Here is a 25,699-nt window from a genome sequence, read left to right as displayed (position 1 = left end):
TAGCTAGCTTCAGCCTCTCTGCTGAGGCTTTTTTATTTTATGACGTAGTTAAATTTGTAAATTGATGGAATATTGAACTATCTGGAGTAGGGATTATTAGGGTGCACTGGATTCAACTAGAGTTATCTCCTAAAAATCAAAACTTTGATGAATTTCTGTTTCTTAAATTGTAAATAAAATGATAACTTGGAGTTCATACTTGAATTTCAAAGGGTTGTGACTTTCATGTTTTCACATCTACCAAAACCAACTTTAGATCCAATTTTATCTCTTTCTGTCGCTTATCGTGGCGATCCTCGTACTGACAAAGTCGATTTAGGCATTGGCGTTTACAAAAACGACCAAGGTGAAACACCGATCATGAAAGCCGTTTCTATGGCTCAAGATATTGTTGTCGATACTCAGAAAACCAAAGCTTACGTTGGCCTAGCGGGCTGTGAAGAGTTTAACCAGAGCATGGTTGATCTGCTGCTTAAAGGGACTTCTGCAATGGATCGTGTTGCAGCGATTCAAACACCAGGTGCAAGTGGTGCACTTCGTATGTTGGGCGACTTAATGAAAGTTTCTCAACCAGACACCACGGTTTGGATTTCAAACCCAAGCTACGTTAACCATAAACCAGTAATGGAAGCTGCAGGCTTAAAAGTCAGATATTACAATTACTTCAGTCCTGAAACGAAGCAAGTTGATACTGCTAGAATGTTGGAAGATCTTTCAAAAGCGGGTCCATCAGACGTGGTACTGCTGCATGGTTGTTGTCATAACCCAACGGGTGCTGATATCGACTTTGAAGCGTGGCAGGAAATCACCAAATTATCTCAGAAGAATGGTTTCTTACCGTTCGTTGATATCGCCTATCAAGGCTTTGGTGATGGCTTAGAAGAAGATGCAAAAGGTCTTCAACATATGGCTAACAACGTCGAAGAGATGCTGATTACTACGTCTTGTTCAAAAAACTTTGGGTTGTACCGCGAAAGAACGGGTGCAGCTATCGTGATCGGCAAGAATACCGAACATGTTGGTAATGCCAAAGGTAAGCTTCTTACGCTTGCACGTTCAACTTACACAATGCCACCTGATCATGGTGCGGCTTTGGTTAAAACAATTCTTCAGAATCAAGAGCTAACATCGATTTGGAAGCAAGAATTGAATGAAATGCAGCAACGTTTGTTAAATCTGCGCCAAAGTTTATGTGGTGAATTACGAAATATTTACAACACGTCACACTTTGACTTCATTGAAAGCCATAAAGGTATGTTTAGTGTACTAGGCTTTAAAGAAACTCAAATGAATCAATTACGTGAAGAATATGGAGTCTATGGTGTTGGTGACGGACGCATCAATATTGCAGGTCTTTCTGAATCCCATATTCCTTATGTAGCTAAAGCGATAGCCAACGTTTCAAAATAGAAGGTGACTGAATGTATAATTGGAAAGCGATTGTAACCCTAATGCTAAGTGGTGGCCTGTTTGCTTGTTCGACGACGACTCAAGTGCCAGTCGAGCCAGAGCAAAAGCCTCAAGTAGAACAACCTGTTGTGGATGAATCTTCTAAGACTGACGCAACTGAAGGCGAGAAAGTAACGGAGCCTACTGAGAAGCCTGAAGAAGTGAAGCCTACTGAGCCAGAAGCTAAACCAAAGCCTGAACAAAAACCGGCTGCAAAACCGACGAAAACAAGCGATGGTAAACTGATTCTTGGTGAAGAAGAGTGGGTGTTTGTTCCTGGTTTGAAAGAAGCATTTAAAGCTCGTGTTGATACAGGCGCAACAACATCTTCGATCAGTGCTGTAGATATCGTTGATTTTGAGCGTGACGGAAAAGACTGGGTCAAGTTCAAAATTGAACATGACGGTATCACAACCAAAGAGATCAGTTTACCGGTAGAGCGTTGGGTTAAGATCAAGCAATCGAGCGCAGAGGGTACACAACGACGTGCTGTTGTCGTAGCTTCAATTCAAATCGGCGATCTAAAAGACAAAACTGAGTTTACGCTAGCAGACCGAACGCATCTTTCTTTCCCTATTCTGTTGGGTAGAAGCTTCTTTAGAGATGTTGCGGTAGTGGATGTAGGCCAGAAATTTGTTCAGAAGAAAATAACGAAATAGCATTAAGTTATCGTTAATACAGATTTAATCTGGTGCTTTTATTTTTTGTAAATTGAATCCCTGCTAATGGAATTAGCGGGGATTTTTTCTATTTCCGGCGAAATTAGCGATGAAATTCATTTAATTGTCCATTGTTCTCTATTCGTTCACGGTTTAACCTCGACAATGTGATCCCGATCTCTATATAATCCGCGCTTCGTTTTATGTTTAATCCATACTTTCGTACATCTTGTTTAGGCGCGTTAATCCGCTTAAAAATTATCTGTCAGTACACGCTTAGGAATTAGTTCTTTGATATCTACCGCGAACATCACAATGCAATTTGGCGCAGAGCCGCTGTTTGAAAACATCTCTGCTAAATTTGGTAACGGCAACCGCTATGGTTTGATCGGCGCCAATGGTTGCGGAAAATCAACGTTCATGAAAATCCTAAGTGGTGCATTAACGCCAAGCTCGGGTAACGTTTCTATCACTCCAGGTGAAAAACTGGGTGTGCTAAGCCAAGATCAGTTCGCTTTTGAACAATACAGCGTTATCGACGTTGTGATCATGGGTGACAGAAAACTGTGGGAAGTAAAACAAGAGCGTGACCGTATTTATTCTTTGCCAGAAATGAGCGAAGACGATGGCATGAAAGTCGCTGAGCTTGAAAGTGAATTCGCTGAAATGGATGGCTACACAGCAGAAAGCCGTGCAGGTGATATCCTAATTCAAGCGGGTATCGAAGAAGAATTCCATTTCGGCCTGATGCAGCAAGTTGCTCCAGGTTGGAAACTGCGTGTGCTTCTGGCACAAGCACTGTTTGCAAACCCAGATATTCTACTTCTTGATGAACCAACCAACAACTTGGACATTCACACGATCAACTGGCTTGCTGAAGAGTTAAACCAGCGTAAATGTACAATGATCATCATTTCACACGATAGACACTTCCTGAACTCTGTGTGTACGCACATGGCCGATATCGACTACGGCGAGCTACGTGTTTATCCTGGTAACTACGAGTATTTCCTAGAAGCTTCTGGCTTGATTCGTGAGCAACTTCTAGCAAACAACGCTAAGAAAGCCGCTGAAATTAGTGAGCTTCAAGATTTCGTAAACCGTTTTGGTGCAAACGCATCTAAAGCGAAGCAAGCAAGTTCACGTGCTAAGAAAATGGACAAAATCACGCTTGATGAAGTGAAATCATCGAGCCGTATGAGCCCATCAATTGATTTTGGCGAAGGCAAAAAACTGCACCGTCAAGCGCTTGAACTGAAAGAGCTTAGCCACGGCTTCGATGGCGAAACCCTGTTTGCTGGTGGCAACTTGCTGCTTGAAGCGGGTACGCGTCTTGCCGTTATCGGTGAGAACGGTGTGGGTAAAACCACGCTACTGCGTTGCCTAGTTCAAGAGCTAGAGCAAAACGAAGGTATCGTTAAATGGTCTGAAAACGCATCGGTAGGCTACTGCCCACAGGATAGTACGTCTGACTTTGATAACGACCTGAGCATCTTCGATTGGATCTCTCAATGGCGTACAGTGAAGCACGATGACCTTATGGTACGTGGTATTCTAGGTCGTCTATTGTTTACTGCTGATGATGCAAACAAGAAAGCACGCAACTGTTCTGGTGGTGAGAAAAACCGTCTGTTATTTGGCAAGCTAATGATGCAAGACATCAACGTACTTGTTATGGACGAACCAACCAACCACATGGACATGGAAGCAATCCAAGCTCTGAACGATGCGTTGAAGGTTTACACTGGCACGCTTATCTTTGTAAGTCATGACCGAGAGTTCGTCTCTTCACTGGCAACACACATCATCGATGTAAAAGATCAACAACTAGTGAGTTTCCAAGGTACTTACGAAGAGTACTTAGATCATCAGAAAAAGATGCTGATGGTTAATTTGTAAAGTAAGTCGCTGGCTTAGGGTGTTGAACGACTAAAAGCCAGCTAAACTAATAAACAAAAAAGCGCCGAACATTAATGTGTTCGGCGCTTTTTTATTTAATTCATGTCGTTATTATTACTTAGTAACGAAGCCTCGCTTATCAATAAAACCTAGGTGCGAAATCTAGATTAGAATCCGAATCGAGCCGACATTAAGATCTGGTGGCCGTACGTGCCGTTATTTCGCAGATCTACACCAACAGAAAGTTGATCGGTTGAGTGAAAACGAGCGCCAAAACCAACAATTGAACTGCTTTTATCGTTATCAATCAGTTGACCAAGGCGCGCGTTGACTTCAACGTTTGCAATGATCCAGGCTTTTACGCCGATGTTTACTTCCGTTTTAATGCTGTTGTCGTCGTTGCGTTCGATGTTGTGCAATAGCATCTGGCCATAGATATCAGCAAACTGTCCAATCGGCCCATTAAAACCAACACCAGCTGCAGCATCCCAATCACTTTCGAAACCACTATCAACACGCCCGATAAAATGAGCATTTTGAGTAAATAGCGTTGTGAATTCACCACCAAACGTACTAGGACTAGCCCCCATGCGTAGCTCGAATGTGTTGTAGTTAAAGTTGTTTGCAGACGCAGAGAATGAACACAGTGCAGCTAACCCCAAAAGGACAGTCTTGTTTGTGCGACCTAGCATGGTGACTCCATATAAATTGTATTTTTCGGCAGTATAATACAAAAAAGCCTGCAATATGCAGGCCATTTAATTGAAGTCAGTATATTTTATATCTATCGCTTATAGAACCTGGATGTGATCCACTTCGATTTCTGGTGTCTTGCCGCCTTCATATTCACCGAAGATACGAACTCTGGTATCAGCGGTTAGTGGTTGTGCCAGGCGGATATCGTCATCCAGCTCAATTTGAATTTCACTCTGTCCGTCAGAGAAGATAAATGTGTCATTCTTTAGTTGACGAACAATCTTGCCATCTACAATCGCTTCTTGCTCTGCGAACATGCTTGTGTCTGCAAGTAGTGTTGCAACAGAAACGGTTTCAATCGGACCCGTGTAAGCAATAGCGCTCTCGTGCTTGTTGCCGTTGCTCTCGTTGTGGTGGTCACTAGCCATTGCGAAAGTAGGTGCAAGGATAATAGTAGATGCGATAGCTAATACAGTTTTTTTCATGGTGAATCCCTTAATGTTGTTTTTAGTAGAAACGTTTTGTGAATTTGAAACGCTTCTTTTCGTTAGTACGTTTTACTTGTTGATGCGCTGCTTATCGTTCATAAGCTTCGTTTCGATGTAGCTATTAAACAACACTGGGGTTGAATCCAGAGTGAGTAACACATTCATTTTCCATTCATTTTATTGAGCATCTACTCGGCAATGGCGTTAAGATGGAGGCAGAGAAATATTGCCCACAGCTATAAATTGAAAATTAAGAAATTAAGAAATTAAGAAATTAAGGATTTAAGTACAAATGCGATCACCATTAAGTGCCCTTATGGTTCAAGGGACAACGTCAGATGCCGGAAAAAGTGTGTTGGTGGCAGGTTTATGCCGTGTATTGGCAAGAAAAGGAGTCAAAGTGGCACCTTTTAAGCCACAAAACATGGCTTTAAATAGTGCGGTGACAAAAGATGGTGGCGAAATTGGCCGTGCTCAAGCGGTTCAGGCGCAAGCCTGTAATATTGAACCTACCGTTCACATGAACCCGGTATTGCTAAAACCTAATTCAGATACCGGCGCGCAAGTGATTCTTCAAGGTCGAGCGCTGAGCAACATGGAAGCTACGGGTTATCACGATTACAAGAAAGTGGCGATGGATACGGTTATTGATTCGTTTGTTCGACTTTCTGAAGAATATGAAAGCGTGATGATTGAAGGTGCGGGCAGCCCAGCTGAAATCAACCTCCGTGAAAATGATATCGCTAACATGGGATTTGCTGAGAAAGCGGACATCCCTGTGATCATCGTTGCTGATATTGACCGTGGTGGGGTTTTTGCGCACCTCTATGGCACATTGGCTCTATTGTCTGAATCTGAACAAGCTCGCGTAAAAGGCTTTGTGATAAACCGTTTTAGAGGCGATATCGCACTGCTTCAATCTGGACTTGATTGGCTAGAAGAAAAAACCGGTAAGCCAGTGATTGGTGTACTGCCATATCTTCATGGTTTTAACCTAGAAGCGGAAGATGCGATTACCTCTGCTCAAGAATCTGACGGAGAAGCTAAGCTTAAGGTCGTAGTGCCAGTGCTAACACGAATCAGCAACCATACGGATTTCGACGCGCTAAGACTTAACCCTTCGATTGATTTGCGTTATGTCGGTAAAGGTGAACGTGTAAACAATGCGGATTTGATTATCTTGCCAGGCACAAAATCGGTAAGAGCAGATTTGGATTATCTCAAACAGCAAGGTTGGGATAAGGACATTCAACGTCATCTGCGCCTAGGCGGTAAAGTGATGGGTATCTGTGGTGGTTACCAAATGTTAGGAAACATCATTCACGATCCTGATGGTGTTGAAGGTGCACCCGGTAGCAGTGAAGGGTTAGGGTATCTTGATACTGATACGACGCTAACACAGCAGAAAACCTTAACAAACGTGCTTGCTACTATGACGCTAGATGGAAAATCAGCACCAGTAAAAGGGTATGAGATCCACGTAGGTAGGACTGATGTCAAAGAAAGAGCATTACCGGTTCAGTTAGAATCAGGCAGCCTTGATGGCGCAGTAAATCAAGATAACTCGATTTTTGGTACTTACCTGCATGGCGTGTTCGATAACAGCGATGCGTTATCGCTTATTTGCGAGTGGGCAGGAGCCAACGATGTGACAGCGATTGACCATGAACAACTTAAAGAGTTGGGTATAAATCGAATCGCTGATGCTATCGAAGAGCATTTAAATCTTGACCTGCTTTGGCCTGAACTTAGCGTTCTAGGTCATAAATAAAAACGAATAATAGATAAGTGATCACAATGAAAAAGCGAGTCATCCTTTTAACCATCGCCTTAACGTCGGCATTGAGTTCTAGTCATCTTTTGGCTGCCGAAAAGCTACGAGTTTATGCTGCATCGTCAATGACCAATGCGGTTAACCTGTTGGTTGAAGAGTTTGAGAAAAACCATTCTGTCGATGTGATTCCTGTGTACGCGAGCACGTCTTCTCTGGTGCGCCAAATCGAAAGAGGGGCACCAGCAGACATCTTTATCTCGGCAAATGAAAAATGGATGACGCATTTAGTCGACCGCAAATTGGTTTCTAGTGACAATGTCACAAACCTGTGTGAAAACGACCTTGTGCTGATTTCACCGAAAGAGACGTCAATATCTTTGGATCTCTCAAAGGGTGACCAATGGGCCAAACTACTAACGAATGAAAGACTTGCGGTTGGCAACACCATGTCGGTTCCTGCGGGTATCTATGCAAAAGAAGCGCTTGAAACGCTAGGTGTATGGGACGATGTGAAGATTCGATTGGCGCCCAGTAACAATGTTCGTATGGCATTGGCTTTGGTAGAGCGTAGTGAAGCTAAGCTTGGCATTGTTTACAAAACAGATGCCTTGCTTTCTAAAGAAGTGAACCTAGTGTCGACGTTCCCATCAAATTTACATACGCCAATACGTTACCCTGTAGCGAAATTGAGCGATAAAGTCGTCGCAGAAGAGTTTTATACTTTCCTAAATAGCGAAAAAGCGAAGGACACCTTGAACAGTTTTGGATTTGAAGTGCGTTAAATGATGTATTTATCGGAATACGAATACCAAGCCTTAATGCTGAGCTTGAAAGTCGCTGGGTTTGCCATCTTGTGGCTTATTCCTATCGGCATCGGCTTAGCATGGTTGCTTGCTAAGAAACAATTTGTAGGCAAAAGCATTGTAGAAAGCATAGTCCATTTGCCTTTGGTACTTCCACCTGTGGTCATTGGCTATTTGCTGTTAGTGATGATGGGTAGGCAAGGCATTATTGGATCATGGCTTAATGACGTATTGGGTATTGTATTCAGCTTTAGCTGGAAGGGCGCAGCACTCGCGTGTGTCGTTGTGGCGTTGCCGTTAATGGTTCGTTCTATTCGCCTGAGTCTAGAAACTGTAGACAGTAAACTTGAAGAGGCCGCTGCTACATTGGGCGCCTCGCCGATTCGAGTCTTCTTCACCATCACTTTACCTTTGATGATCCCAGGGATCATTACCGGCACTATGCTTTCATTCGCAAGAAGCCTAGGTGAGTTTGGTGCGACCATCAGCTTCGTTTCGAATATTCCCGGTGAAACTCAAACCATTCCTTTGGCCATGTATACCTTTATTGAAACCCCTGGAGCTGAAATGGAAGCGGCGCGTTTGTGTGTCATTTCAATAGTGATAGCGCTTGGTTCATTAATGCTTTCTGAGTGGCTAAATAAAAAGTCAGCAAGACGCTTGGGAGGAAATGCATGAGTGCTTTGATCCTCCAATACCAACAGCAGCTTGGAGAAACCTTTTTCGATATCGATTTAGAGTTACCAAGTACCGGAATTACGGCAATTTTTGGTCGTTCTGGTGCGGGGAAAACGTCCCTTATCAATGCGATTAGTGGACTTAAACAGCCAGACAAAGGCGTGATCAGCGTTTCTGGAACCACTCTGTTTGATAGTAGCAATGGTATTAACTTGCCAACTCACAAACGCAACGTCGGTTATGTGTTCCAAGAGTCGCGATTGTTCCCGCACATGAAAGTCGCGGCGAACCTTAAGTACGGCATGAAAGGGGGCGATAGCGCGCACTTTGAACAAATAGTTTCGCTGTTGTCTTTGGGTTCACTGCTTGATCGCTATCCAGCTCGTTTGTCTGGCGGTGAGAAGCAACGGGTGGCGATTGGCCGCGCATTGTTATCAAAGCCAAGCATTTTGTTGATGGATGAGCCTTTAGCGTCTCTGGACTTACCTCGTAAGCGTGAAGTCATGCCATTTTTGGAAAACTTATCCGAAACGGTTCAAATACCGATCATTTATGTCACTCATAGCCTCAATGAAATTTTGCGCTTGGCGAATCACCTTGTGATCATCGACCAAGGTAAAGTTATCTCATCGGGTGTGACAGAAGAAGTGTGGGCTTCAAGAGCTATGCAACCGTGGCAATCTTTCTCAGAACAGAGCTCGTTGTTTGAAGCAACATTAGCGGAACATAATGATGACTATGCGTTGTCACGTCTAACACTGGGTAAATCGACATCGCTTTGGGTTCAGAAAGTGTCGAGTGAGCTTGGTGCAACGGTAAGGCTGCAAGTGAGGGCAAATGATGTCTCTATCACGCTAGAACAGCCGAAAGGGACTTCGATACGTAATATCCTTCCTGTCACCATTAAAAGCGTAGAGACGCACCAGCAAGGCTCAAACAAGCAAAGTGTTGCAGTAGAGCTGGAACTAGAGCCTGGTTGTTACTTGTGGGCCACCATAACCTTGTGGGCATTGGATGAGCTAAACCTAGAAATCGGTCAACGTGTTTATGCGCAAATTAAAGGTGTAAGCGTCGCCCAAAGAGACATCGCGGTCACGCACTAGTTTGTGCGGTAGGCTGTTAAATCTGCGAGTTAAGTTATTAAGTTCATGCGGCAAGATATTTAGTGCTTATGGTGACCAATTAAGTTTCGGACTGTCGGACTGGGGTCTCACGGTGTTTTCGTTTTTATCTTGAAGTTTGTAAAACTCGATCTTGATTCCATGAATGGATACATGCGTCACTTTTATACGGTATAACTGCCAGTTTTGAGCCACACTGTATGAGTGTTAAGGCATATTGCTTACTTGTAAAATGACAACAACACACAGACGCTACGTTCAAAGAACAGATAAAGAACGAACAAAAAAGTAACAGGCACAAAAAAGCCGCATGTTTGAAGCAACATACGGCTTAATCATTAAGTTTTCGTTAAGCACTCAACCTAAACTTAGGTGATATGAATGGCTTATCGGATGAAAACTTCTTTAAAATCACGCTTCAAGATAGCATCACGGCGCGCTTTCTTGATTTGCTTAGCCATATCTTTTACACAGTTATGTAAAATTTGGTCAAGCAGTTGAGCTCTGTACTCTTCTTTTTCTTCATCAGACATACCTTCTGGAAGTTTAAGAGTAGGGAACTCTTCCATCATGTTTACACCAGCGAAAGCTTGGCTAACAGAGATTAGAGCGTGGAATTGCTCAAAGTTGTCCAAAACATTTTGTGCGCTTGCTGGAAGGCTGCTCCAAGTTTCACGCACAGCTTCTTCAGACACCTCATGAATAGAAGTAACCATGTTGTGCATCTCTTTAGGCACTTCATCAAATTCGATAACTTGGCGAAGCTCTGGTGAGATAGTGGTTAAATCGATTTCTTGTACTTCGTTGTTTGTAGCGTCTGACATAGTATTTCTCTTTAAAAAGAAACAATGCTAAAAAGATCTGTAAAAAAGTCAATATAATATAGAGATTAGGGCATGATTTAAGCCCAAATTTGAGCTACTTTGAATATTCAACACTAGATAAAGGTGATGTGATGATAGAAAAGGGATCTTCGATGCGCATATTGCTGGTTGATGACGTTCAACTAGATAGAATGCAACTCGCTATTCGACTCAAGCAATTGGGTCATGTTGTAGAAGCTGTCGGTAGCGGAAAAGAAGCCCTGAATGTTTATTCTGATTTTGATCCTGAACTCGTGTTACTTGATATTAGTATGCCAGACATGGATGGATTTGAAGTGGCTAATGAGGTTCGTGGCCAATTCCCAGAGTGGGTTCCCATTATCTTTTTGAGTGGTCACGAAGAGCCAGAGATGATCGCGAAAGCGATTGATGCTGGTGGTGATGATTACCTAATCAAACCAGTAAACAAAGTTGTTTTGAACTCTAAGTTGATTGCGATGCAGCGTATCGCGCACATGAGACGAGAGTTAAAACAGAGCACCGCCAAACTCGAAGAACTGAATATCCTCTTACAACAACAAGCGAATGAAGATGGTCTGACTAAATTGTATAACCGTCGATATATGGACACCAAGCTCGAAGAGAGCATTGCGTGGCATGGAAGACGTAATATACCCATGACTATTATACTTCTAGATGTAGACTTCTTTAAGCCTTACAACGATAATTATGGTCATATTCAAGGGGATAAGTGCTTGCAAGGGCTTGCCAATACCTTGAAGCAGCTGTTTGTTCGTGCGGGAGAATATGTCGGTCGCTATGGCGGCGAAGAGTTTGTTCTTATTTTAAGTGACACGGACAGCGATGTTGCTATGTTGCAGGCGACACGTATAAAAGAAACGTTGCATGAAATGAACTATGCTCATGAGCATTCAACCGTATCTGATAGGGTGACAGTGTCACAGGGCGTGCTCTCATTTGTGCCTGATGGTGGAGAATCTATCCCCACGATTTACGAAAAGGTCGACCAAGCGCTTTACCAAGCCAAGCAAAGTGGTAGAAATACTTTCATACAACGCAACATTTTGGAGCTTGCTCGTTAGTTGGCGAGCTCTTTTAGATATTTAAATCCATGCGTCTAATAGCAATGAGCTAGGAAGCGATTTAGTGATAGAAAAAATGCCACACTCCACCTCATTCTTCATTTCTAATACGAACAGGGTAATCGTACTGCCGATACTTTGCGTCCTTTTCCCTGCGATTGTTAATGCTAATACGCTGTCTGATCTTTTCAGAAAAGAGCTCGAACAAACTTTCGCCGCGAGCGTATTGCTTAATGATACTGATGTATTTACGTTTGGTATTAATAACTTTGATCCGAATAAAGTTTTTCGTTTAGACAATGAAGATATTGGTTCTAACGAATCTGTCAGTCGCAGAAAAGATATTACATCAATAAGTATCCCTTATACGTTTGAACTGCCTGAATACATCGAAGATAACCACCAAGAGATAACATTGCGCTTGTCAGCGCTTCGTATTGAGAAAGATGTCTCGTACGCGTCAACGACGAAAAGTGATTTTCAAAAAGAATCCGTGGTTTCTGGCTATGTGGAATTTGCCAATATTTCTCAGTTAAATGAGTATTGGAGCTTCAGCTCTGCGGTAGGTAATCACATTTCGTATTATCGAAACGACTTTGAATACCGTTCTTCGCTGCTTGAGCCAATTAAGGGCCAATTGGATGGTATTTATCTGAATACCGATGCGTGGGCATACATCATTGAGCCGAAGATTAAACTGACCTTTGAAGATAAGAGTGATTGGGGGAAATACAAGTTAAGTACGAGTTGGCATTACTTCAACGGTCTGGGTTGGGGAGAGGCAAATGATGGCAATATCGGGCACCCTGAAGGCTGGTATGTCGCTAATGAAGCCAAACTCTTCTATGACTTAATAAGCTGGGATAAAAACATTACTTCGATGTACTCAAGTATTAAAAGGATTGATATTGGTGGTGACACTGTTGCGTCTATGGGGACGTCTTCATATTACGAGGGTTGTGTGGGGTGGTTACTCAATCCAAATCTGTTTAATGACTGGGTCGATAATGTAGGAATAGGCTTTACGATCAATTACGGAAGCAGTTTGAAAGGCGGGAGTTTGGTTATTTTCTTTAACCAAGATTAAGCTCCCTTTTGTCTAGCCTAATCAATGATTACTGTTAGTACTTGTCGACGGATGTCTATTGAATCGTATAGCTACCGTTATTGAAGCGTAAAGCTTCTGGGGCGCACCGTTATTGAAACTGTTGGTACTGAAAGCTATTAACGCCTTTTACTTATTAACGCCTCTAGCTGCGAAAACTTGTAATCATCAATATCTTTAGAGCTATCAATGCTTTAACTGCAAATGCCTTTAACTCTTGATACGCTCTTTAACTAGCAACACACAGCTTGTTTCGGCCAGTTTCTTTCGCTTTATAGAGTGCCTTGTCAGCAAGCTTCAATACTTCTTCTGGATGCTTGGTAGTTGTACTGTCAGACAGTCCAATACTCACGGTAACATTCACCACTTCGGATGGTTTGCCGTTTTGACCACGCTTTTTAATACCCACGTCATGATCATCAGGACGCTCGTGGCTGTTACGGATCGTCATGTCGTAGTTTTGGATCTCGGATATCAGTACCTGAAGGTGCTCTTTTACCTGTTCTGTGTATTTGCCTTTAAAAATGATCGTGAACTCTTCTCCACCATATCGATAAGCTTTTGCGCCGCCGGTAGTTTCTCTGAGAATACGCGCCACTAACTTCAACACATCGTCGCCAATATCATGGCCATAGGTATCGTTAAATGTCTTGAAGTGATCGATATCGACCATTGCCATTGAATATTTACGCCCTAAATGTTTCATATCGACTTCTAAGGCGTGTCGACCTGGGATGTTAGTCAGTTGGTCATTAAAAGCCATATCGTGGCTAGCAGACATCACATAGACGATAATTAACGTGCCTGACAAAGAGAACATGGTGCTAGAGATGTACTGAACGTCAAAGAAGATGAACGTACAAGAAGAAAGTAATATAGCGCTGTAAACCACAACATCGATAGAGCGGTTATACACCAACACTAGAATGGCAGTAAGGCCAAGCAAGCAAAGACTATACAACACTAAAACAAAAGGCAGTTTGGAGAAGTCTCTGACAACAAACAGTAGGCCTTCACTCCATGATTCAAAACCGCCGGCATGGAAATGAGAAACGATCAATTGTGCCCAAACCATGAACAGAATGAGAACGATGGCATATAGGAACATCGACTTTGAATTTACGCCATTATCCGGGAATGCGTACACCAATAAGCAAGTGACCGGTACTAATGCCGCAAGCAACGACAGCTCTAATAGGGTGGTGCCGGTATTCAGAGGCGTTTGCAAACGAATTTGGATGATCAAGTAAGCCACGAGCATGGTTAATGAAACCATGGCCATGCGGCCTTGTCGGAATGTATGGCATAGCAAAACGGCAACGCTCAATAAGATATATGGGAGGTTGCTAGCAAACCCTAAGTTTGAATCCGTCACGAGAATGACGTTGTTCATACCAGCGAGTAAAATTGCTAATAAAAATAGAGGAAAGCAAAATCGAAACATGCTCGACGTTACAAAAGAAGATGCCATTTACGTGGTGAGCCTAATTATACTGATGATCTTATAATTTAATTTTATACGTAGGATACGGTTAAACAAGCGATTGCCAAGCTTTTTCGCTAAAATCAGTGCGAAAACATAGTCATAGGTCGCTAATAATGCAACAATTTTTATATGTATTTGAGTTGCTATTAACCATGGAACGAACTACACAGTATATATGAGAACCTAATTAGTCGTTATAAATACTTAACAAAACCTAGTTGGTTCGCTCTTACTCAGCCACTCTGCTCATGCTTAGTTGCTTAGTTGCTTAGTTGCTTAGTTATTTAGTTAGTTGTTCATTCTGACTTAATTGTTCTTTCTCAAAGTTGACATGTTTACTTACAATAGATTGGCGTAAAGTCTGTAATGACATTAGAGTAAGCTTGCTACGGTGTATTGAGTCAGTTCACTCAGCGTTTTAGAGCGCTTTATAACCCAATAGAACGCTTTTTAACTCAATGGAAAACTCTATAAATCAATAAAAAGTTCTATAACTCAATTTTATTGCTTTGTAGCCGTTAGGTACTGCATTACTTGAAGTCAGCTCAGAAACGACGGCTATTATGAAAAACCGCTACAAATGGAGGTGTGGTATGCAAATTAGTGTTGATGTACATAACTATATGGAAACTCTGGTTGGTCACGTTTTGGCTACCGAGGAATACGTGTCTAGCTATACCAATGAACAGTTGGCTGATCTCGCGTGTTTGGCTTTGGGTCAGCTTAAGCCCATCTACATTCGCTTCGATATCGATTTTCTTTCGGCATTGCCAGAAGACAAATTGGTACTCTATAAACGAAATAGTGAGATCGCAGTCAAGAATGCTGAAAGTATGATCATAGACGATAGAAGACTTGAACGTGACGACAATGTGCCCGTTATATTTAGTCAACACAATTTTGATGATGACGTAGAATTGCAATGGTATGAAAAGCCATTGTTGAACCGTAAACAGTCATGATAGTTTAAGGTTAATACGGTCATTTAAGGAGTAAAAAAAGTGGGATTCTTTTCTAGATTATTTGGTGGCAAAGAAAAAACCGAACAAAAAGTAGAGATTGAGCCAGTCGAATATAAAGGCTTCAATATTTACCAAGATGCCATTGCAGAATCTGGTCAATACCGTGTTGCTGGGCGAATCGAGAAAGAATTCGACGGTGAAATCAAAACTCATCGTTTTATTCGTTCAGATGTTGTTTCAAACAAACAAGATGCCGATGAATTGATGCTAAAAAAATCGCAGATGTTCATCGACCAAATGGGTGACAATATATTTAGCTAACCAATTGGGGTTAGAATTGATGTTGGTCATCATTTCGAGAGCTTTCAGTGTATATGCTGAAAGCTCTTTTTAGTTTTAGGGACAAAGAACAGCTAGTAGGTTGTTATTAAAGGATTATTAGAAAGTGGTTCGACCTCTTTCTTCGAGAAGGCCAACATTTATCGAAATGTAGCGCCGAAAACTCAACTAAATCGTTATAAGTAATAACTTTTCCTGTTCTTTGAACAAAACGCTTGAAGTATTAGTTGTCGTTAGATACAAACGAATAAGTCATTGTGCCAATAGTCAAGGAATCGCTATGCAAATTGGTGTACCAAGAGAAACACTCGCGGGAGAAACGCGAGTTGCTGCTTCGCCGAAATCGGTAGAACAGCTTCTAAAATTAGGGTTTGAAGTTTGTGTTGAATCACAAGCCGGTGCGTTAGCAAGTTTTGAAGATGCAGCTTATGAACAAGCTGGAGCAAAAATTGTTACTGCCGATGAAGCTTGGAAATCCGATATTATCTTTAAAGTTAACGCTCCAATCGTTGACGAGTCTAAAAATGAAATCGAATTACTTAAAGATGGCGCGACATTGGTCAGCTTTATTTGGCCTGCTCAAAACCCAGAATTAATGGAACAACTGTCCACTCGTAACATCAACGTGATGGCGATGGATTCTGTGCCACGTATTTCGAGAGCGCAGGCGCTAGATGCGTTGAGTTCTATGGCAAACATCGCGGGTTATCGTGCTGTTGTTGAAGCGGCGCACGAGTTCGGTCGATTCTTTACGGGTCAAATTACGGCGGCAGGTAAAGTTCCACCAGCGAAAGTATTGGTTGCTGGTGCGGGTGTTGCTGGCCTAGCGGCGATTGGTGCTGCGGGTAGTTTGGGTGCGATCGTTCGTTCATTCGATGTTCGTCCTGAAGTAAAAGAACAAGTCGAGTCTATGGGCGCTGAATTCTTGGAAGTTGATTTCAAGGAAGATACAAGCGCTGGTGACGGCTACGCAAAAGAAATGTCGGAAGCATTCAACAAGAAAGCTGAAGAACTTTACGCGGCTCAAGCGAAAGATGTCGACATCATCATTACGACGGCACTGATTCCAGGTCGTCCGGCACCTAAGCTGATTACCAAAGAAATGGTAGACAGCATGAGTGCAGGTAGCGTTATTGTGGATCTTGCTGCTGCGAATGGTGGTAACTGTGAATACACGGTTGCGGATCAAGTGATCACCACTGCGAATGGTGTAAAAGTTGTGGGCTACACGGATATGGTTGGTCGACTGCCGACTCAATCATCTCAGCTGTACGCAACTAACTTGGTTAACCTACTCAAACTTCTCTGCAAAGAGAAAGACGGCAACATCAATATCGACTTTGAAGATGTTGTATTGCGTGGCGTGACAGTGGTTAAAGAAGGTGAGGTCACTTGGCCAGCTCCACCAATTCAAGTTTCTGCTCAACCACAACAACAGGCTAAGCCTAAAGCGGCTAAACCTGAACCAAAAGTTCAAGAACCTGTCTCTCCTATTAAGAAAGTGGCTGGTATGGCAGTTGCCGTCGGTGCTTTTGCTTGGATAGCTTCGGTCGCTCCTGCTGCGTTCTTATCTCACTTTACCGTTTTTATTCTCGCTTGTGTGGTGGGTTATTACGTCGTTTGGAATGTAAGCCATTCTCTACATACTCCTTTGATGTCTGTGACTAACGCGATTTCAGGGATCATTGTAGTAGGTGCTCTGTTACAAATAGGACAAGGAAGTGGTGTTGTCACGTTCTTATCATTTATTGCCGTATTAATTGCAAGTATCAATATCTTTGGTGGCTTTACCGTGACCAAACGTATGCTTGAAATGTTCCGTAAAGACTAAGGAGTAACAGATGTCTGAAGGATTAGTACAAGCAGCTTATATTGTTGCTGCTGTATTCTTTATCATGAGCTTGGCTGGATTATCGAAACAGGAATCTGCACGTGCAGGTAACTACTACGGTATTACAGGTATGGCAATCGCATTGATCGCGACGATCTTTGGCCCTCACTCAGCAGGTATTGTGTGGATCATCATTGCAATGGTGATTGGTGGTGGTATTGGTATTCACTTTGCTAAGAAAGTTGAAATGACAGAAATGCCTGAGCTGGTGGCTATTCTGCACAGCTTCGTAGGTATGGCTGCGGTACTTGTTGGTTACAACAGTTACATTGATGCTCCAGTAGCAGCAACACATGCAGAGCACGTTATCCACTTGGTAGAAGTGTTCCTTGGCGTGTTCATTGGTGCGGTTACATTTACCGGTTCCATTGTTGCATTTGCTAAGCTACGTGGTGTTATTTCATCGTCTGCATTGAACATTCCTCATAAGCACAAGTGGAATTTAGCGGCTATCGTTGCTTCTACACTGTTAATGATCATGTTTGTTAAAGCTGATGGCAGCATGTTTGCGCTAATGGTAATGACACTTATCGCATTCGCATTCGGTTACCACCTAGTGGCATCGATTGGCGGTGCAGATATGCCAGTGGTTGTTTCAATGCTGAACTCTTACTCAGGTTGGGCAGCAGCAGCAGCAGGCTTCATGCTTGCGAACGACCTTTTGATCGTAACGGGTGCGTTGGTTGGTTCGTCAGGTGCAATTCTGTCGTACATCATGTGTAAAGCGATGAACCGATCGTTCATTAGCGTTATCGCTGGTGGTTTTGGCCAAGAAGTGGTTGTTTCTGACAGTGATGAAGAACAGGGTGAACACCGTGAAACATCTGCTGAAGATGTTGCGGATCTGCTTAAAAACTCTAAGTCAGTGATCATCACTCCAGGGTACGGCATGGCAGTAGCTCAAGCTCAGTACCCAGTGCATGAAATCACTGAAAAACTAAGAGCGCAAGGTATCAACGTTCGTTTTGGTATCCACCCAGTTGCGGGTCGATTACCGGGTCACATGAACGTGCTTCTTGCTGAAGCAAAAGTACCATACGACATCGTTCTTGAAATGGACGAACTTAACGATGACTTTAATGAGACAGATACTGTATTGGTTATTGGTGCAAACGACACCGTGAACCCTGCAGCATTAGAAGATCCAAACAGCCCAATTGCAGGTATGCCTGTATTGGAAGTCTGGAATGCTCAAAATGTTATCGTGTTCAAACGTTCAATGAACACAGGTTACGCCGGTGTGCAAAACCCACTGTTCTTTAAAGAGAATACACAGATGTTGTTTGGTGATGCTAAACAGAGCTGTCTAGGTATTTTAGAACATCTATAGAAAGAACTTTCTAAGCTCTTTCTAAGTGTTTTGTAAGCATTAAGCTAAGCGCCTAACTAAGCATTAAGTAACAACTAGACTAGGAGCTCATTTGAGCTCCTTTTTTTGATCTTAAGAACTTAGTCTTAATCCGAACCTATGCGATCGGGACGAGGGAAACCAAAGCAAAACCCAATCGAAGTAAAGCTGGATTCATCAATCGGGTAGTGATTACACTTGTGCAACACAATCCTAATCTGATGAAATTTATCGCTATAACGCACCATTCCCACTGTTTTCATGCGGTTAAAAATTTATCTTTGATAACGAATGGTATATATTTGTTTGATCTATATGAATTTGCGTTGGTTTGTGATCATCAAAAGAACATTTACTCTTCTTATCGCTACGTTATCTGTGTCTGCAAACGCACTTGCTGACTCTTTACCTGAGCGTATCGATAATTTCACCAAACTCTTTGATCATGAAACCGCAATCGAATCTTATGATATTCGATTATTACAGGCTGATTATCCAACACGTTTGATCATGCCGTCTTCTATGCTGCCACAAACAGCAGAGTACCCATTAAAAGACATTCAGCGCTTATACCAATTATCAAAAACGTGCAGCGGAAAATTACCGCTAAGCCCGTTAATCACGGAACCTTTGGTCTTTACTCGTGCAATGTGTAAAGGAACCAAGCTTTCGGATCGTTGGTTTAGCCGTAGTGGCCTGATTCACCCTGGTGGTGGTTCTTATGCGGCGCGATACGTAGAGAAGTATCCTGACAAATTCGACTCTTTGAAACGCTTTATGCATATTCAAGAGCGCCCAAACACTGAGCATGATGAACTGCTATCTCGCTTACAAAATATGGACAGTGAGGCCATCACGGCACTATTAGCCGGTGCGAGCATGTTTGTCGAGCTTGACGAAATGTGGGTTAAACGCGGCGATAGATATTACCTGTACAAAGAAGCAGACTGGAATGAAAACGCAACACTTTCTGGGTTATCGTTCAGTTTATCTTCAGAAGGCAACAGCTGTTTTGTTCAGCGCGGTAATGTATGTTGGGAAATAGAAGACCATTCCGAACTTCTGCAAATCGCGATGTTTATCTTGGTTATTGCCAACATCATGCTTGTCTTAGGTTGGGCCATTTACCGTTGGAACAGCAAGAAGCAAGAGATGAAAAGCCGCATGTTGGTTCTTCAAATCTTAACGCATGAATTAAGAACGCCAATTGCGAGTTTGTCACTGACGGTTGAAGGTTTTAGACGTGAATTCGAACACTTACCTGAATCGGTATATGATGAGTTTCGTCGATTGTGTGAAGACACTCGTCGTTTAAGACAGTTGGCAGAAGCAAGTAAAGATTATTTGCAGTCAGACAATCAACCATTAGCGACAGAATGGGTGCCAAGCGTAGAAGAATGGTTGCAGTACAAAGTTGAAGAAGATTTTGCCCCCGGAATTGAATTACGTGTAGACAAAGATATTGCTGCAAAATTGAACGTATATTGGTTAGGAACGTGCATCGACAACCTAATCAGAAACGCCGTGAAGTATGGTGTGGCTCCAGTGATACTAGAACTGAATACTTCTGACAAGAAGCTGACATTCAAAGTTATAGATAATGGAGACTTATCCCGTAAAGATTGGGGACAACTAAGAAAGCCATTCGTAAGTAAGAGTGGACTAGGTTTAGGTCTGACGATAGTTGAATCTATGGTCGGAAAAATGGGCGGTCACATGACGCTTATCGGCCCCCCGACAACATTTATTTTGGAGATACCTTGTGAAACAGACATTGCTTCTCGTTGAAGATGATAAAAATTTAGCTGACGGTTTATTAGTTAGCCTTGAGCAAGCTGGATATGAATGTTTGCATGCAGAACTGATCTCTGAAGTTGAAGGCTATTGGGATAAAGCGGACCTAGTGATTCTAGACCGTCAACTTCCTGATGGTGACTCAGTAGATTCACTTCCAGGTTGGAAGAAAAAGAAAGATATCCCAGTTATTTTGCTGACAGCACTCGTAACAGTAAAAGACAAAGTAGCAGGCCTAGATTCAGGTGCAAATGACTACCTAACTAAGCCTTTCGCAGAAGCTGAATTGTTTGCTCGAATTCGCGCGCAGTTACGTCTGCCTGATGCTGAAGATCAAGACGCATCAAAAGTGATGGCTCAAAACCTAGTTATCGACAAAGCGACACGTGAAGTGTTTTTCAATGAACTGGAAGTCACGTTAACGCGCACGGAGTTCGACCTACTGCTATTTTTGGCAAGCAATCTTGGCCGTGTTTTCACGCGTGATGAGCTGCTTGACCATGTATGGGGTTACAACCATTTCCCAACAACACGCACGGTAGACACGCACGTTCTGCAACTAAGACAGAAATTGCCGGGTCTAGAAATCGAAACGCTACGTGGCGTTGGTTACAAGATGAAAGCGTAATGAAAAAAGCCTTACTTCCACTTTTAATGGTGTCTTGCGTGGTAAATACCGCGCAAGCTGCAGATTGGTTTAAGAGTAGCGATACTCTAACTCAAGTTCATAAACATCTGTTGGATAATGACTTACCTCAGATGTTTGATTCATTAGTGGAAGTTTGGCAAATCAACTCTTCTCAATCACGAGAAGATCACCTCAATGAATTGTTTGATCAAGCTTTGAACAAAGATTGCGGTAAAACCCTCACCAAAAAAACACTCCCAGATTGGATAAGTTCAGTCGTCGTTAAAAGACATATTATCCAAAGCCCTGGCCGAGATACTTTTCGCGTATCGATTGATGTTGAATCAGAAAAAAACATTCAAGATATTACCTTTGAGAAATGGGTCGATAAGATTGTTTCATCGGACAGTGAGCTAACCAAAGACAGTGACGTGGTAAACAACGCATCGGCGAGCCTATACCGCAAGCGTTACAACTTAGCATCTCAACTTGAGTCAGGCTTGTATCGTTTGAGTGTGAAAGGAGACGGTGGTAATTCATGGAGCACTTGGATTATTCTTGGAGACGTTGCCTTGCGTCAGCAAGTTCGTTGGGCATCAAAAGATACGTGGCGCATCGATAAAAAAGAACTGCTGAACCCTTATTGTCCGCTTCCTAAGCTCGAAATTGGTTTGTACGATTACGTCGATGAACACTACGAGCAGGTGTGGGGCAAGAGCTATGAATCGGATTATCCAATGAACTTAACTAGCGAAGAACTTCCAAATGATCGCTACGTTTTGGCGGTTTCAATGGTGCATTCACGTTGGCAAGGTGACATAGCGATAGAACAAGCACAAACTATCAGTAAAACTTATGATATTTCTAGCGAAGAAGAGTTAAAGTAATTTAAAATTGTGCCGTTAACTATGTAAGGGATCTAACAAAGATAAACGGCATGAAAAATACAACTAAACTACTCGCAGCATCAATTGCATTCGCCAGTCTTCCTCTTTCAGCAGCAAACTACGCCATTGAAGCGCGTGGTGATGCGATGGGTGGTGTTGGTGTTGTTTCAGCAAACTTCCTAACCGCTCCATTCTATAACCCAGCACTTGTTGCCATTTATCGTCGTAACGATGACATGGGAATGATCACGCCAAGTTTTGGTGGTAGCTATAACGACCCTAACGATATGAAGTCGAACGTTGATGATGTTATTGACGCATCAACTCCTGGCGATATAGATGCTGCTCTAAAAAAACTTGATGGCAACCAAGCCAATGTTGAACTGGGTGGTGTTGTCGCATTCGCTCTTCCTAATCAGTTTGTTGCGGCAAACTTTTTCGCGAAAGCCTACACAGAATCATTTGCTACGCCAAATGTTTATAACAACTCTACAGCGACAGATCCCGATAAAGTGGAACTGTCTACTGTTGAAGCGGTTTCAATCGGTGTCGCAGAAGTCGGCCTTTCTTTAGCAAAATACCAAACCTTTATGGGCCAACATATCTCATTTGGTATCACACCTAAGATTCAGCGAATTTACACATACAATTATGTGGCGTCGGTGAAAGATTACGACCTGTCTGACGTACGAGAAAACAGCAATGGTGAAACTGCGTTCAACATGGATGCTGGTGCACTCTGGTTCTTTGGGCCATTCCGAGTGGGTGTAGCTGCGACTAATTTGATCTCAAGAGACATTGAGACGAAAGACACAACTCAGTTATTAACAAGCGGCTCTCAAAGTAACCTTGTTGGCGGTAAATATAATTACAAGCTTGAACCGGTATACACAGTTGGTGCCGGCATTGTATCGGATTACTTTTCTTTCAGTGTTGATTACGACCTAAACGAGACTGAGAAATTTACTTCATTTGATGACAACGAACAGATGATTCGTGTTGGTACTGAAGTCGACCTATTACGTCAGCTTAAGCTAAGGGGAGGGTACTACAAAAACCTGGCTTACTCTGATTCGGAAGGGACAGTCACAGCCGGTGTTGGTATTTCGCCACTCAACTTGTTTCAGCTAGATCTAAGTGCGAACTACACAAACAAAAATGCAATGGGTGCTTCAATCAATTTCCTTGCTAGTTACTAACAGTCCTTATATAGTTCTGCTCCTAAATAAAGGAGCAGAGCATGCTAAACGACTTACCAACCCTTTCTCACGAAGAACAACAGAAAGCTGTTGAACGAATTCAAGAAATGATGACTCAGGGCATCAGCACAGCACAAGCTATCAAAATCGTTGCTGAGCAAATTCGTGAAGAAATGAGTAATAAAGAAGAGTAGGGCATCAGCCCTTCTTTTTTAACACCTTAGTGCACTATAACTAAATATACTACCCTCTAGTATATTATCTCGTACATCCCAACTCTTTAGTTACCCTAAATCCCGATCTACCAGAAACCATTAAATGTCTTTTATTCAGTAGGTTACCTCGGAGTAATCCACTTTTCAGGTTTTCCTTGGCTTTGGGTTGTAATTAAATTACAGCAAGATCTGAAAGTAAAACAATCGCTATTTTAGGTGTCAGTATTTGTGTCGCTACATCTAAGTGGTTAAATATATGGCGTTTTTTAAGGCTAGTGACGTTGTGACTTCTATTTTTAGTGGATACGAGTGTATGAATGTTCAGAAGCAGACAAATGAGGATTTCATCTAAGAACAGTGCGAGATAAGTAGCGACGGTAATGTTCAAAACCGATACCGCGAGTGACTTACCACTGGTTCGAGCGCGCTTTACTAGCCAAAAATATGTGCACTTTAAAGCAAGTGCTTAGGAAGCTAGAGGCGTACAGGAGAGCTGTTTATAGAGCGATTCAGGAACGATACGTATCAACCTGAGAATGATATTGATGGCGTTATTACAGATGGTGAGATTGGGCTTTGAGGTGTGCGAATCGATGAAAATGCTGATGAGACACCAAAGCTTATGAGCTTGTTTAGTCAGCGGTTAAAAATTTAACGGGTGCTTAGGTGGAGAGTCGATGTCGACAGGGTATTAATGGCGTGTTGATTGTGTATTAGCAGATAGTTGATTGAGTAGTGGCCGAGAGTTGAATGTGTAGCTGCGGTCCAGTCTAGCAAGCCTTAATTAAACGTAACGACTTGGTTTCGTCCGTTGTCTTTCGCTTGGTAGAGCGCTTTGTCTGCACGTTTGATGGCAGTACGTATCGATTCATGCTCCTTAAGCTGCGTTACTCCGGTCGAAGTCGTTACTTTAAGCGCTTTAGGCCAAGGTCTTTGGTCCATTGCTAGGTAAAAATCATCGATAGATTTCGTTACACTGTAGCGCAGTTTGTTCCAGACAAACGAGTAAAAACTCCTCACCACCCCAGCGATAAAGCAAGTACTGCTCACCAAGGCTCTCGTTCGCCATTACGACAAACTGAATAAGTACTTTGTCGCCCACTTCATGGCCATGTTGATCATTGATCTGCTTAAAATGGTCTAAATCAAACAACGCGATGTGAATCGTTTTTCCTTGTTGCGCCAACCATTCGAAATCATAGAAGGTATCTAACGCTTCGGTTCGGTTTCTACATCCGGTCAACGGATCGGTTGTTGCTTTTACCTTTAACTCTTCAATTTCTTGGGTTAAATAGCGTTGTTGCTCTGCTGCACGCGTTTTGCTTCGCTGTGCGATATGTAACGCACAACCCACATAATAGATGGCATACGTCACCCATAATCCAATTAATAGTTCGCCTAACAAAGCTTTGCTGATGACTTTACCGTGGAAAACAATACTCGAGATCTTAAGTGAATGGTGTCCATCTAGCGTGCTGGCTCCAAGCCCGAGCTCAACAGACACCGCGTTTGTAATGTCTACCGCGCTACTAGTAATCGGTTGGTTGTAATGATCAATCCACCAAAAAGGAACGTTGAAATAGTTTAAGTCGATGTGGTTTTTATCTGGTAGTGAGAAGTCTAAGCGATTGAACTTGTTCGACATAGCATCGCCTTTCACGCTGTAATTCTTGTTGTAATTACGAATGTAGAAGCGAAACCTTGGGTCTTCTTGGCCTTGGTAATCCATATTAATGGTGACCGAATCGAACGTTGAGAGATCGAGCCCTTTACCTTGTGTTGATATAACGAACTCAATTTCACAGAAGGGTAAACTATAGGTCCGTTCAAAGTCACACTGTAACTCAATTCCATCTTCTGACTTATGTAATGAGCCTACGGTGCCACCATCGTGGTCTCTGTCTGTGTTAACGCGTGTAGGGTATTTGTCGGGTGTAATAACGTAGCTCTTATTCATAAGCGTATTAAGCAGATTGCACACGACTTAGCGTTAAGTCGTCAGAAGATAAGCGCAATTAGAAGCGGAGCTCGCTATCTAACTGAAACTGAAGCACTTTTTATTGCTGAAAGGATTGGTTTGTCAGAGGAAGAAGTCTTAGTGTACTTAGCCGCTGACCGCAGCAAAAATCACAAGGCTCAGGTAGCTTGGCAGAACATCGCAAAAAAGTTTAACGGACTTAATATGTCAGGCGTTTCAATGGCTTGTGGTGGATTGGTGTTATGGATGATGCCTACTCAAGATGCCATAGCTCAGTGCGTATTATGTGCGTTATGTTAAATTAGTTTTGGTGTTTATAAGGCAGGTATCTTTGTGTGATGCCCTGCCTTTATTCGGTGTCGATAATCTCTGA

The 25,699-nt window shown here is 42.6% G+C and carries 23 protein-coding genes and 1 pseudogene; 19 read left to right on the top strand and 5 right to left on the bottom strand.

The window, feature by feature from the left end; translation table 11 throughout:
- The first annotated feature begins 225 nt into the window (after positions 1–225).
- The 3 genes from BCU75_RS06015 to BCU75_RS06005 all read left to right on the top strand — a co-directional run bounded on the left by BCU75_RS06015 (position 226) and on the right by BCU75_RS06005 (position 4,007).
- Entirely contained in the window at positions 226–1,410 is a 1,185-nt protein-coding gene (locus tag BCU75_RS06015) for an amino acid aminotransferase (RefSeq protein ID WP_076678600.1), read from the top strand.
- Between the two features lie 11 nt (positions 1,411–1,421).
- Positions 1,422–2,108, top strand: coding sequence for a RimK/LysX family protein (locus BCU75_RS06010; protein ID WP_076678601.1), 687 nt, complete (start codon positions 1,422–1,424; stop codon positions 2,106–2,108).
- A gap of 291 nt (positions 2,109–2,399) precedes the next feature.
- Positions 2,400–4,007 carry an ABC-F family ATPase gene (locus BCU75_RS06005; protein WP_102473235.1) on the top strand — a complete coding sequence of 536 codons (1,608 nt, stop codon included), beginning with the start codon at positions 2,400–2,402 and terminating at the stop codon, positions 4,005–4,007.
- 167 nt (positions 4,008–4,174) lie between these two features.
- On the opposite strand, the gene BCU75_RS06000 is transcribed toward BCU75_RS06005, so the two are convergent.
- Together BCU75_RS06000 and BCU75_RS05995 are read right to left on the bottom strand one after the other, a co-directional pair.
- Entirely contained in the window at positions 4,175–4,699 is a 525-nt protein-coding gene (locus BCU75_RS06000; RefSeq protein WP_076678602.1) for a hypothetical protein, read from the bottom strand.
- Between the two features lie 99 nt (positions 4,700–4,798).
- Positions 4,799–5,188, bottom strand: a complete 390-nt coding sequence (locus BCU75_RS05995; protein WP_102473234.1) for a YgiW/YdeI family stress tolerance OB fold protein — start codon at positions 5,186–5,188, stop codon at positions 4,799–4,801.
- A 295-nt stretch (positions 5,189–5,483) separates the two neighbouring features.
- On the opposite strand from BCU75_RS05995, the gene BCU75_RS05990 reads away from it, so the two are divergent.
- From BCU75_RS05990 to modC, 4 genes are read left to right on the top strand one after another with little or no spacing between them, the layout of a single operon-like run.
- Entirely contained in the window at positions 5,484–6,962 is a 1,479-nt protein-coding gene (locus BCU75_RS05990; protein ID WP_102473233.1) for a cobyric acid synthase, read from the top strand.
- A gap of 26 nt (positions 6,963–6,988) precedes the next feature.
- The gene (gene modA, locus BCU75_RS05985) at positions 6,989–7,747 is read left to right on the top strand and encodes a molybdate ABC transporter substrate-binding protein (protein ID WP_102473232.1); all 759 of its coding nucleotides are present in this window, start codon (positions 6,989–6,991) and stop codon (positions 7,745–7,747) included.
- On the top strand, positions 7,748–8,446 hold the full coding sequence (gene modB, locus BCU75_RS05980) for a molybdate ABC transporter permease subunit (protein ID WP_102473231.1): 699 nt from the start codon (positions 7,748–7,750) through the stop codon (positions 8,444–8,446).
- A complete protein-coding gene (modC, locus tag BCU75_RS05975) occupies positions 8,443–9,549 on the top strand; it encodes a molybdenum ABC transporter ATP-binding protein ModC (protein ID WP_102473230.1) in 1,107 nt (368 codons plus the stop codon). Before modB ends, modC begins: the two co-directional genes overlap by 4 nt.
- Before the next feature lie 404 nt (positions 9,550–9,953).
- Here modC and BCU75_RS05970 read toward each other — a convergent pair whose 3' ends face one another.
- Positions 9,954–10,391, bottom strand: coding sequence for a DUF3069 domain-containing protein (locus tag BCU75_RS05970; protein ID WP_004731036.1), 438 nt, complete (start codon positions 10,389–10,391; stop codon positions 9,954–9,956).
- Positions 10,392–10,522: 131 nt separating this feature from the next.
- On the opposite strand from BCU75_RS05970, the gene BCU75_RS05965 reads away from it, so the two are divergent.
- Complete coding sequence (locus BCU75_RS05965) at positions 10,523–11,494, top strand: diguanylate cyclase (RefSeq protein ID WP_198592571.1); 972 nt, start codon at positions 10,523–10,525, stop codon at positions 11,492–11,494.
- 76 nt (positions 11,495–11,570) lie between these two features.
- Positions 11,571–12,581, top strand: a complete 1,011-nt coding sequence (locus tag BCU75_RS05960) for a Solitary outer membrane autotransporter beta-barrel domain (RefSeq protein ID WP_102473229.1) — start codon at positions 11,571–11,573, stop codon at positions 12,579–12,581.
- A gap of 247 nt (positions 12,582–12,828) precedes the next feature.
- Here the strand turns inward: BCU75_RS05960 and BCU75_RS05955 are convergent, their stop codons facing one another.
- Positions 12,829–14,070: a GGDEF domain-containing protein gene (locus tag BCU75_RS05955; RefSeq protein ID WP_102473228.1), complete on the bottom strand. Its 1,242-nt coding sequence runs from the start codon at positions 14,068–14,070 to the stop codon at positions 12,829–12,831.
- Positions 14,071–14,678: 608 nt separating this feature from the next.
- Here BCU75_RS05955 and BCU75_RS05950 point away from each other — a divergent pair.
- From BCU75_RS05950 to BCU75_RS05910, 9 genes are all read left to right on the top strand, one after another.
- Positions 14,679–15,047 (top strand): late competence development ComFB family protein, encoded by a 369-nt coding sequence (locus BCU75_RS05950; RefSeq protein WP_102473227.1) that lies wholly within the window; start codon positions 14,679–14,681, stop codon positions 15,045–15,047.
- Between the two features lie 39 nt (positions 15,048–15,086).
- Complete coding sequence (locus BCU75_RS05945) at positions 15,087–15,368, top strand: HlyU family transcriptional regulator (protein WP_004731023.1); 282 nt, start codon at positions 15,087–15,089, stop codon at positions 15,366–15,368.
- A 298-nt stretch (positions 15,369–15,666) separates the two neighbouring features.
- The gene (gene pntA, locus BCU75_RS05940) at positions 15,667–17,217 is read left to right on the top strand and encodes a Re/Si-specific NAD(P)(+) transhydrogenase subunit alpha (protein WP_076678612.1); all 1,551 of its coding nucleotides are present in this window, start codon (positions 15,667–15,669) and stop codon (positions 17,215–17,217) included.
- Between the two features lie 10 nt (positions 17,218–17,227).
- Positions 17,228–18,607: a Re/Si-specific NAD(P)(+) transhydrogenase subunit beta gene (gene pntB / locus BCU75_RS05935; RefSeq protein ID WP_076678613.1), complete on the top strand. Its 1,380-nt coding sequence runs from the start codon at positions 17,228–17,230 to the stop codon at positions 18,605–18,607.
- A 333-nt stretch (positions 18,608–18,940) separates the two neighbouring features.
- The gene (vxrA, locus tag BCU75_RS05930) at positions 18,941–20,413 is read left to right on the top strand and encodes a sensor histidine kinase VxrA (RefSeq protein ID WP_076678614.1); all 1,473 of its coding nucleotides are present in this window, start codon (positions 18,941–18,943) and stop codon (positions 20,411–20,413) included.
- Positions 20,388–21,047, top strand: a complete 660-nt coding sequence (vxrB, locus tag BCU75_RS05925; RefSeq protein ID WP_102467156.1) for a response regulator transcription factor VxrB — start codon at positions 20,388–20,390, stop codon at positions 21,045–21,047. Before vxrA ends, vxrB begins: the two co-directional genes overlap by 26 nt.
- The gene (locus BCU75_RS05920) at positions 21,047–21,934 is read left to right on the top strand and encodes a DUF2861 family protein (RefSeq protein ID WP_102467155.1); all 888 of its coding nucleotides are present in this window, start codon (positions 21,047–21,049) and stop codon (positions 21,932–21,934) included. Before vxrB ends, BCU75_RS05920 begins: the two co-directional genes overlap by 1 nt.
- 50 nt (positions 21,935–21,984) lie before the next feature.
- Positions 21,985–23,133: a conjugal transfer protein TraF gene (locus tag BCU75_RS05915; protein ID WP_102473226.1), complete on the top strand. Its 1,149-nt coding sequence runs from the start codon at positions 21,985–21,987 to the stop codon at positions 23,131–23,133.
- Positions 23,134–23,174: 41 nt separating this feature from the next.
- Positions 23,175–23,327 (top strand): YoaH family protein, encoded by a 153-nt coding sequence (locus tag BCU75_RS05910; protein WP_004731009.1) that lies wholly within the window; start codon positions 23,175–23,177, stop codon positions 23,325–23,327.
- Positions 23,328–24,128: 801 nt separating this feature from the next.
- On the opposite strand, the pseudogene BCU75_RS05905 reads toward BCU75_RS05910, so the two are convergent.
- Positions 24,129–25,314 (bottom strand): annotated as a pseudogene (locus tag BCU75_RS05905) (GGDEF domain-containing protein); the annotation flags it as partial.
- Between BCU75_RS05905 and BCU75_RS05900 the strand changes: the two are divergent.
- A complete protein-coding gene (locus BCU75_RS05900; RefSeq protein ID WP_102473280.1) occupies positions 25,300–25,626 on the top strand; it encodes a DUF3693 domain-containing protein in 327 nt (108 codons plus the stop codon). The pseudogene BCU75_RS05905 and the gene BCU75_RS05900 sit on opposite strands and share 15 nt — an antisense overlap.
- Positions 25,627–25,699: the final 73 nt, after the last annotated feature.

The organism is Vibrio splendidus (genome assembly GCF_002873455.1).
GTDB classification, from domain to species: domain Bacteria; phylum Pseudomonadota; class Gammaproteobacteria; order Enterobacterales; family Vibrionaceae; genus Vibrio; species Vibrio splendidus_J.
Note: the sequence above shows the minus strand (reverse complement) of the source record. Positions and strands in the feature narration are given on the sequence as shown.

Coding starts and splice junctions, on each gene's coding strand:
- BCU75_RS05970 (WP_004731036.1), bottom strand. CDS start 10,391: ATGTCAGACGCTACAAACAACGAAGTACAAGAAATCGATTTAACCACT.
- pntB (WP_076678613.1), top strand. CDS start 17,228: ATGTCTGAAGGATTAGTACAAGCAGCTTATATTGTTGCTGCTGTATTC.
- BCU75_RS05990 (WP_102473233.1), top strand. CDS start 5,484: ATGCGATCACCATTAAGTGCCCTTATGGTTCAAGGGACAACGTCAGAT.
- modB (WP_102473231.1), top strand. CDS start 7,748: ATGATGTATTTATCGGAATACGAATACCAAGCCTTAATGCTGAGCTTG.
- BCU75_RS05910 (WP_004731009.1), top strand. CDS start 23,175: ATGCTAAACGACTTACCAACCCTTTCTCACGAAGAACAACAGAAAGCT.
- pntA (WP_076678612.1), top strand. CDS start 15,667: ATGCAAATTGGTGTACCAAGAGAAACACTCGCGGGAGAAACGCGAGTT.
- BCU75_RS05915 (WP_102473226.1), top strand. CDS start 21,985: ATGAAAAATACAACTAAACTACTCGCAGCATCAATTGCATTCGCCAGT.
- BCU75_RS05950 (WP_102473227.1), top strand. CDS start 14,679: ATGCAAATTAGTGTTGATGTACATAACTATATGGAAACTCTGGTTGGT.
- BCU75_RS06010 (WP_076678601.1), top strand. CDS start 1,422: ATGTATAATTGGAAAGCGATTGTAACCCTAATGCTAAGTGGTGGCCTG.
- BCU75_RS05995 (WP_102473234.1), bottom strand. CDS start 5,188: ATGAAAAAAACTGTATTAGCTATCGCATCTACTATTATCCTTGCACCT.
- BCU75_RS05965 (WP_198592571.1), top strand. CDS start 10,523: ATGATAGAAAAGGGATCTTCGATGCGCATATTGCTGGTTGATGACGTT.
- vxrA (WP_076678614.1), top strand. CDS start 18,941: ATGAATTTGCGTTGGTTTGTGATCATCAAAAGAACATTTACTCTTCTT.
- BCU75_RS06015 (WP_076678600.1), top strand. CDS start 226: ATGTTTTCACATCTACCAAAACCAACTTTAGATCCAATTTTATCTCTT.
- BCU75_RS05960 (WP_102473229.1), top strand. CDS start 11,571: ATGCCACACTCCACCTCATTCTTCATTTCTAATACGAACAGGGTAATC.
- BCU75_RS05920 (WP_102467155.1), top strand. CDS start 21,047: ATGAAAAAAGCCTTACTTCCACTTTTAATGGTGTCTTGCGTGGTAAAT.
- BCU75_RS06000 (WP_076678602.1), bottom strand. CDS start 4,699: ATGCTAGGTCGCACAAACAAGACTGTCCTTTTGGGGTTAGCTGCACTG.
- modA (WP_102473232.1), top strand. CDS start 6,989: ATGAAAAAGCGAGTCATCCTTTTAACCATCGCCTTAACGTCGGCATTG.
- BCU75_RS05955 (WP_102473228.1), bottom strand. CDS start 14,070: ATGGCATCTTCTTTTGTAACGTCGAGCATGTTTCGATTTTGCTTTCCT.
- modC (WP_102473230.1), top strand. CDS start 8,443: ATGAGTGCTTTGATCCTCCAATACCAACAGCAGCTTGGAGAAACCTTT.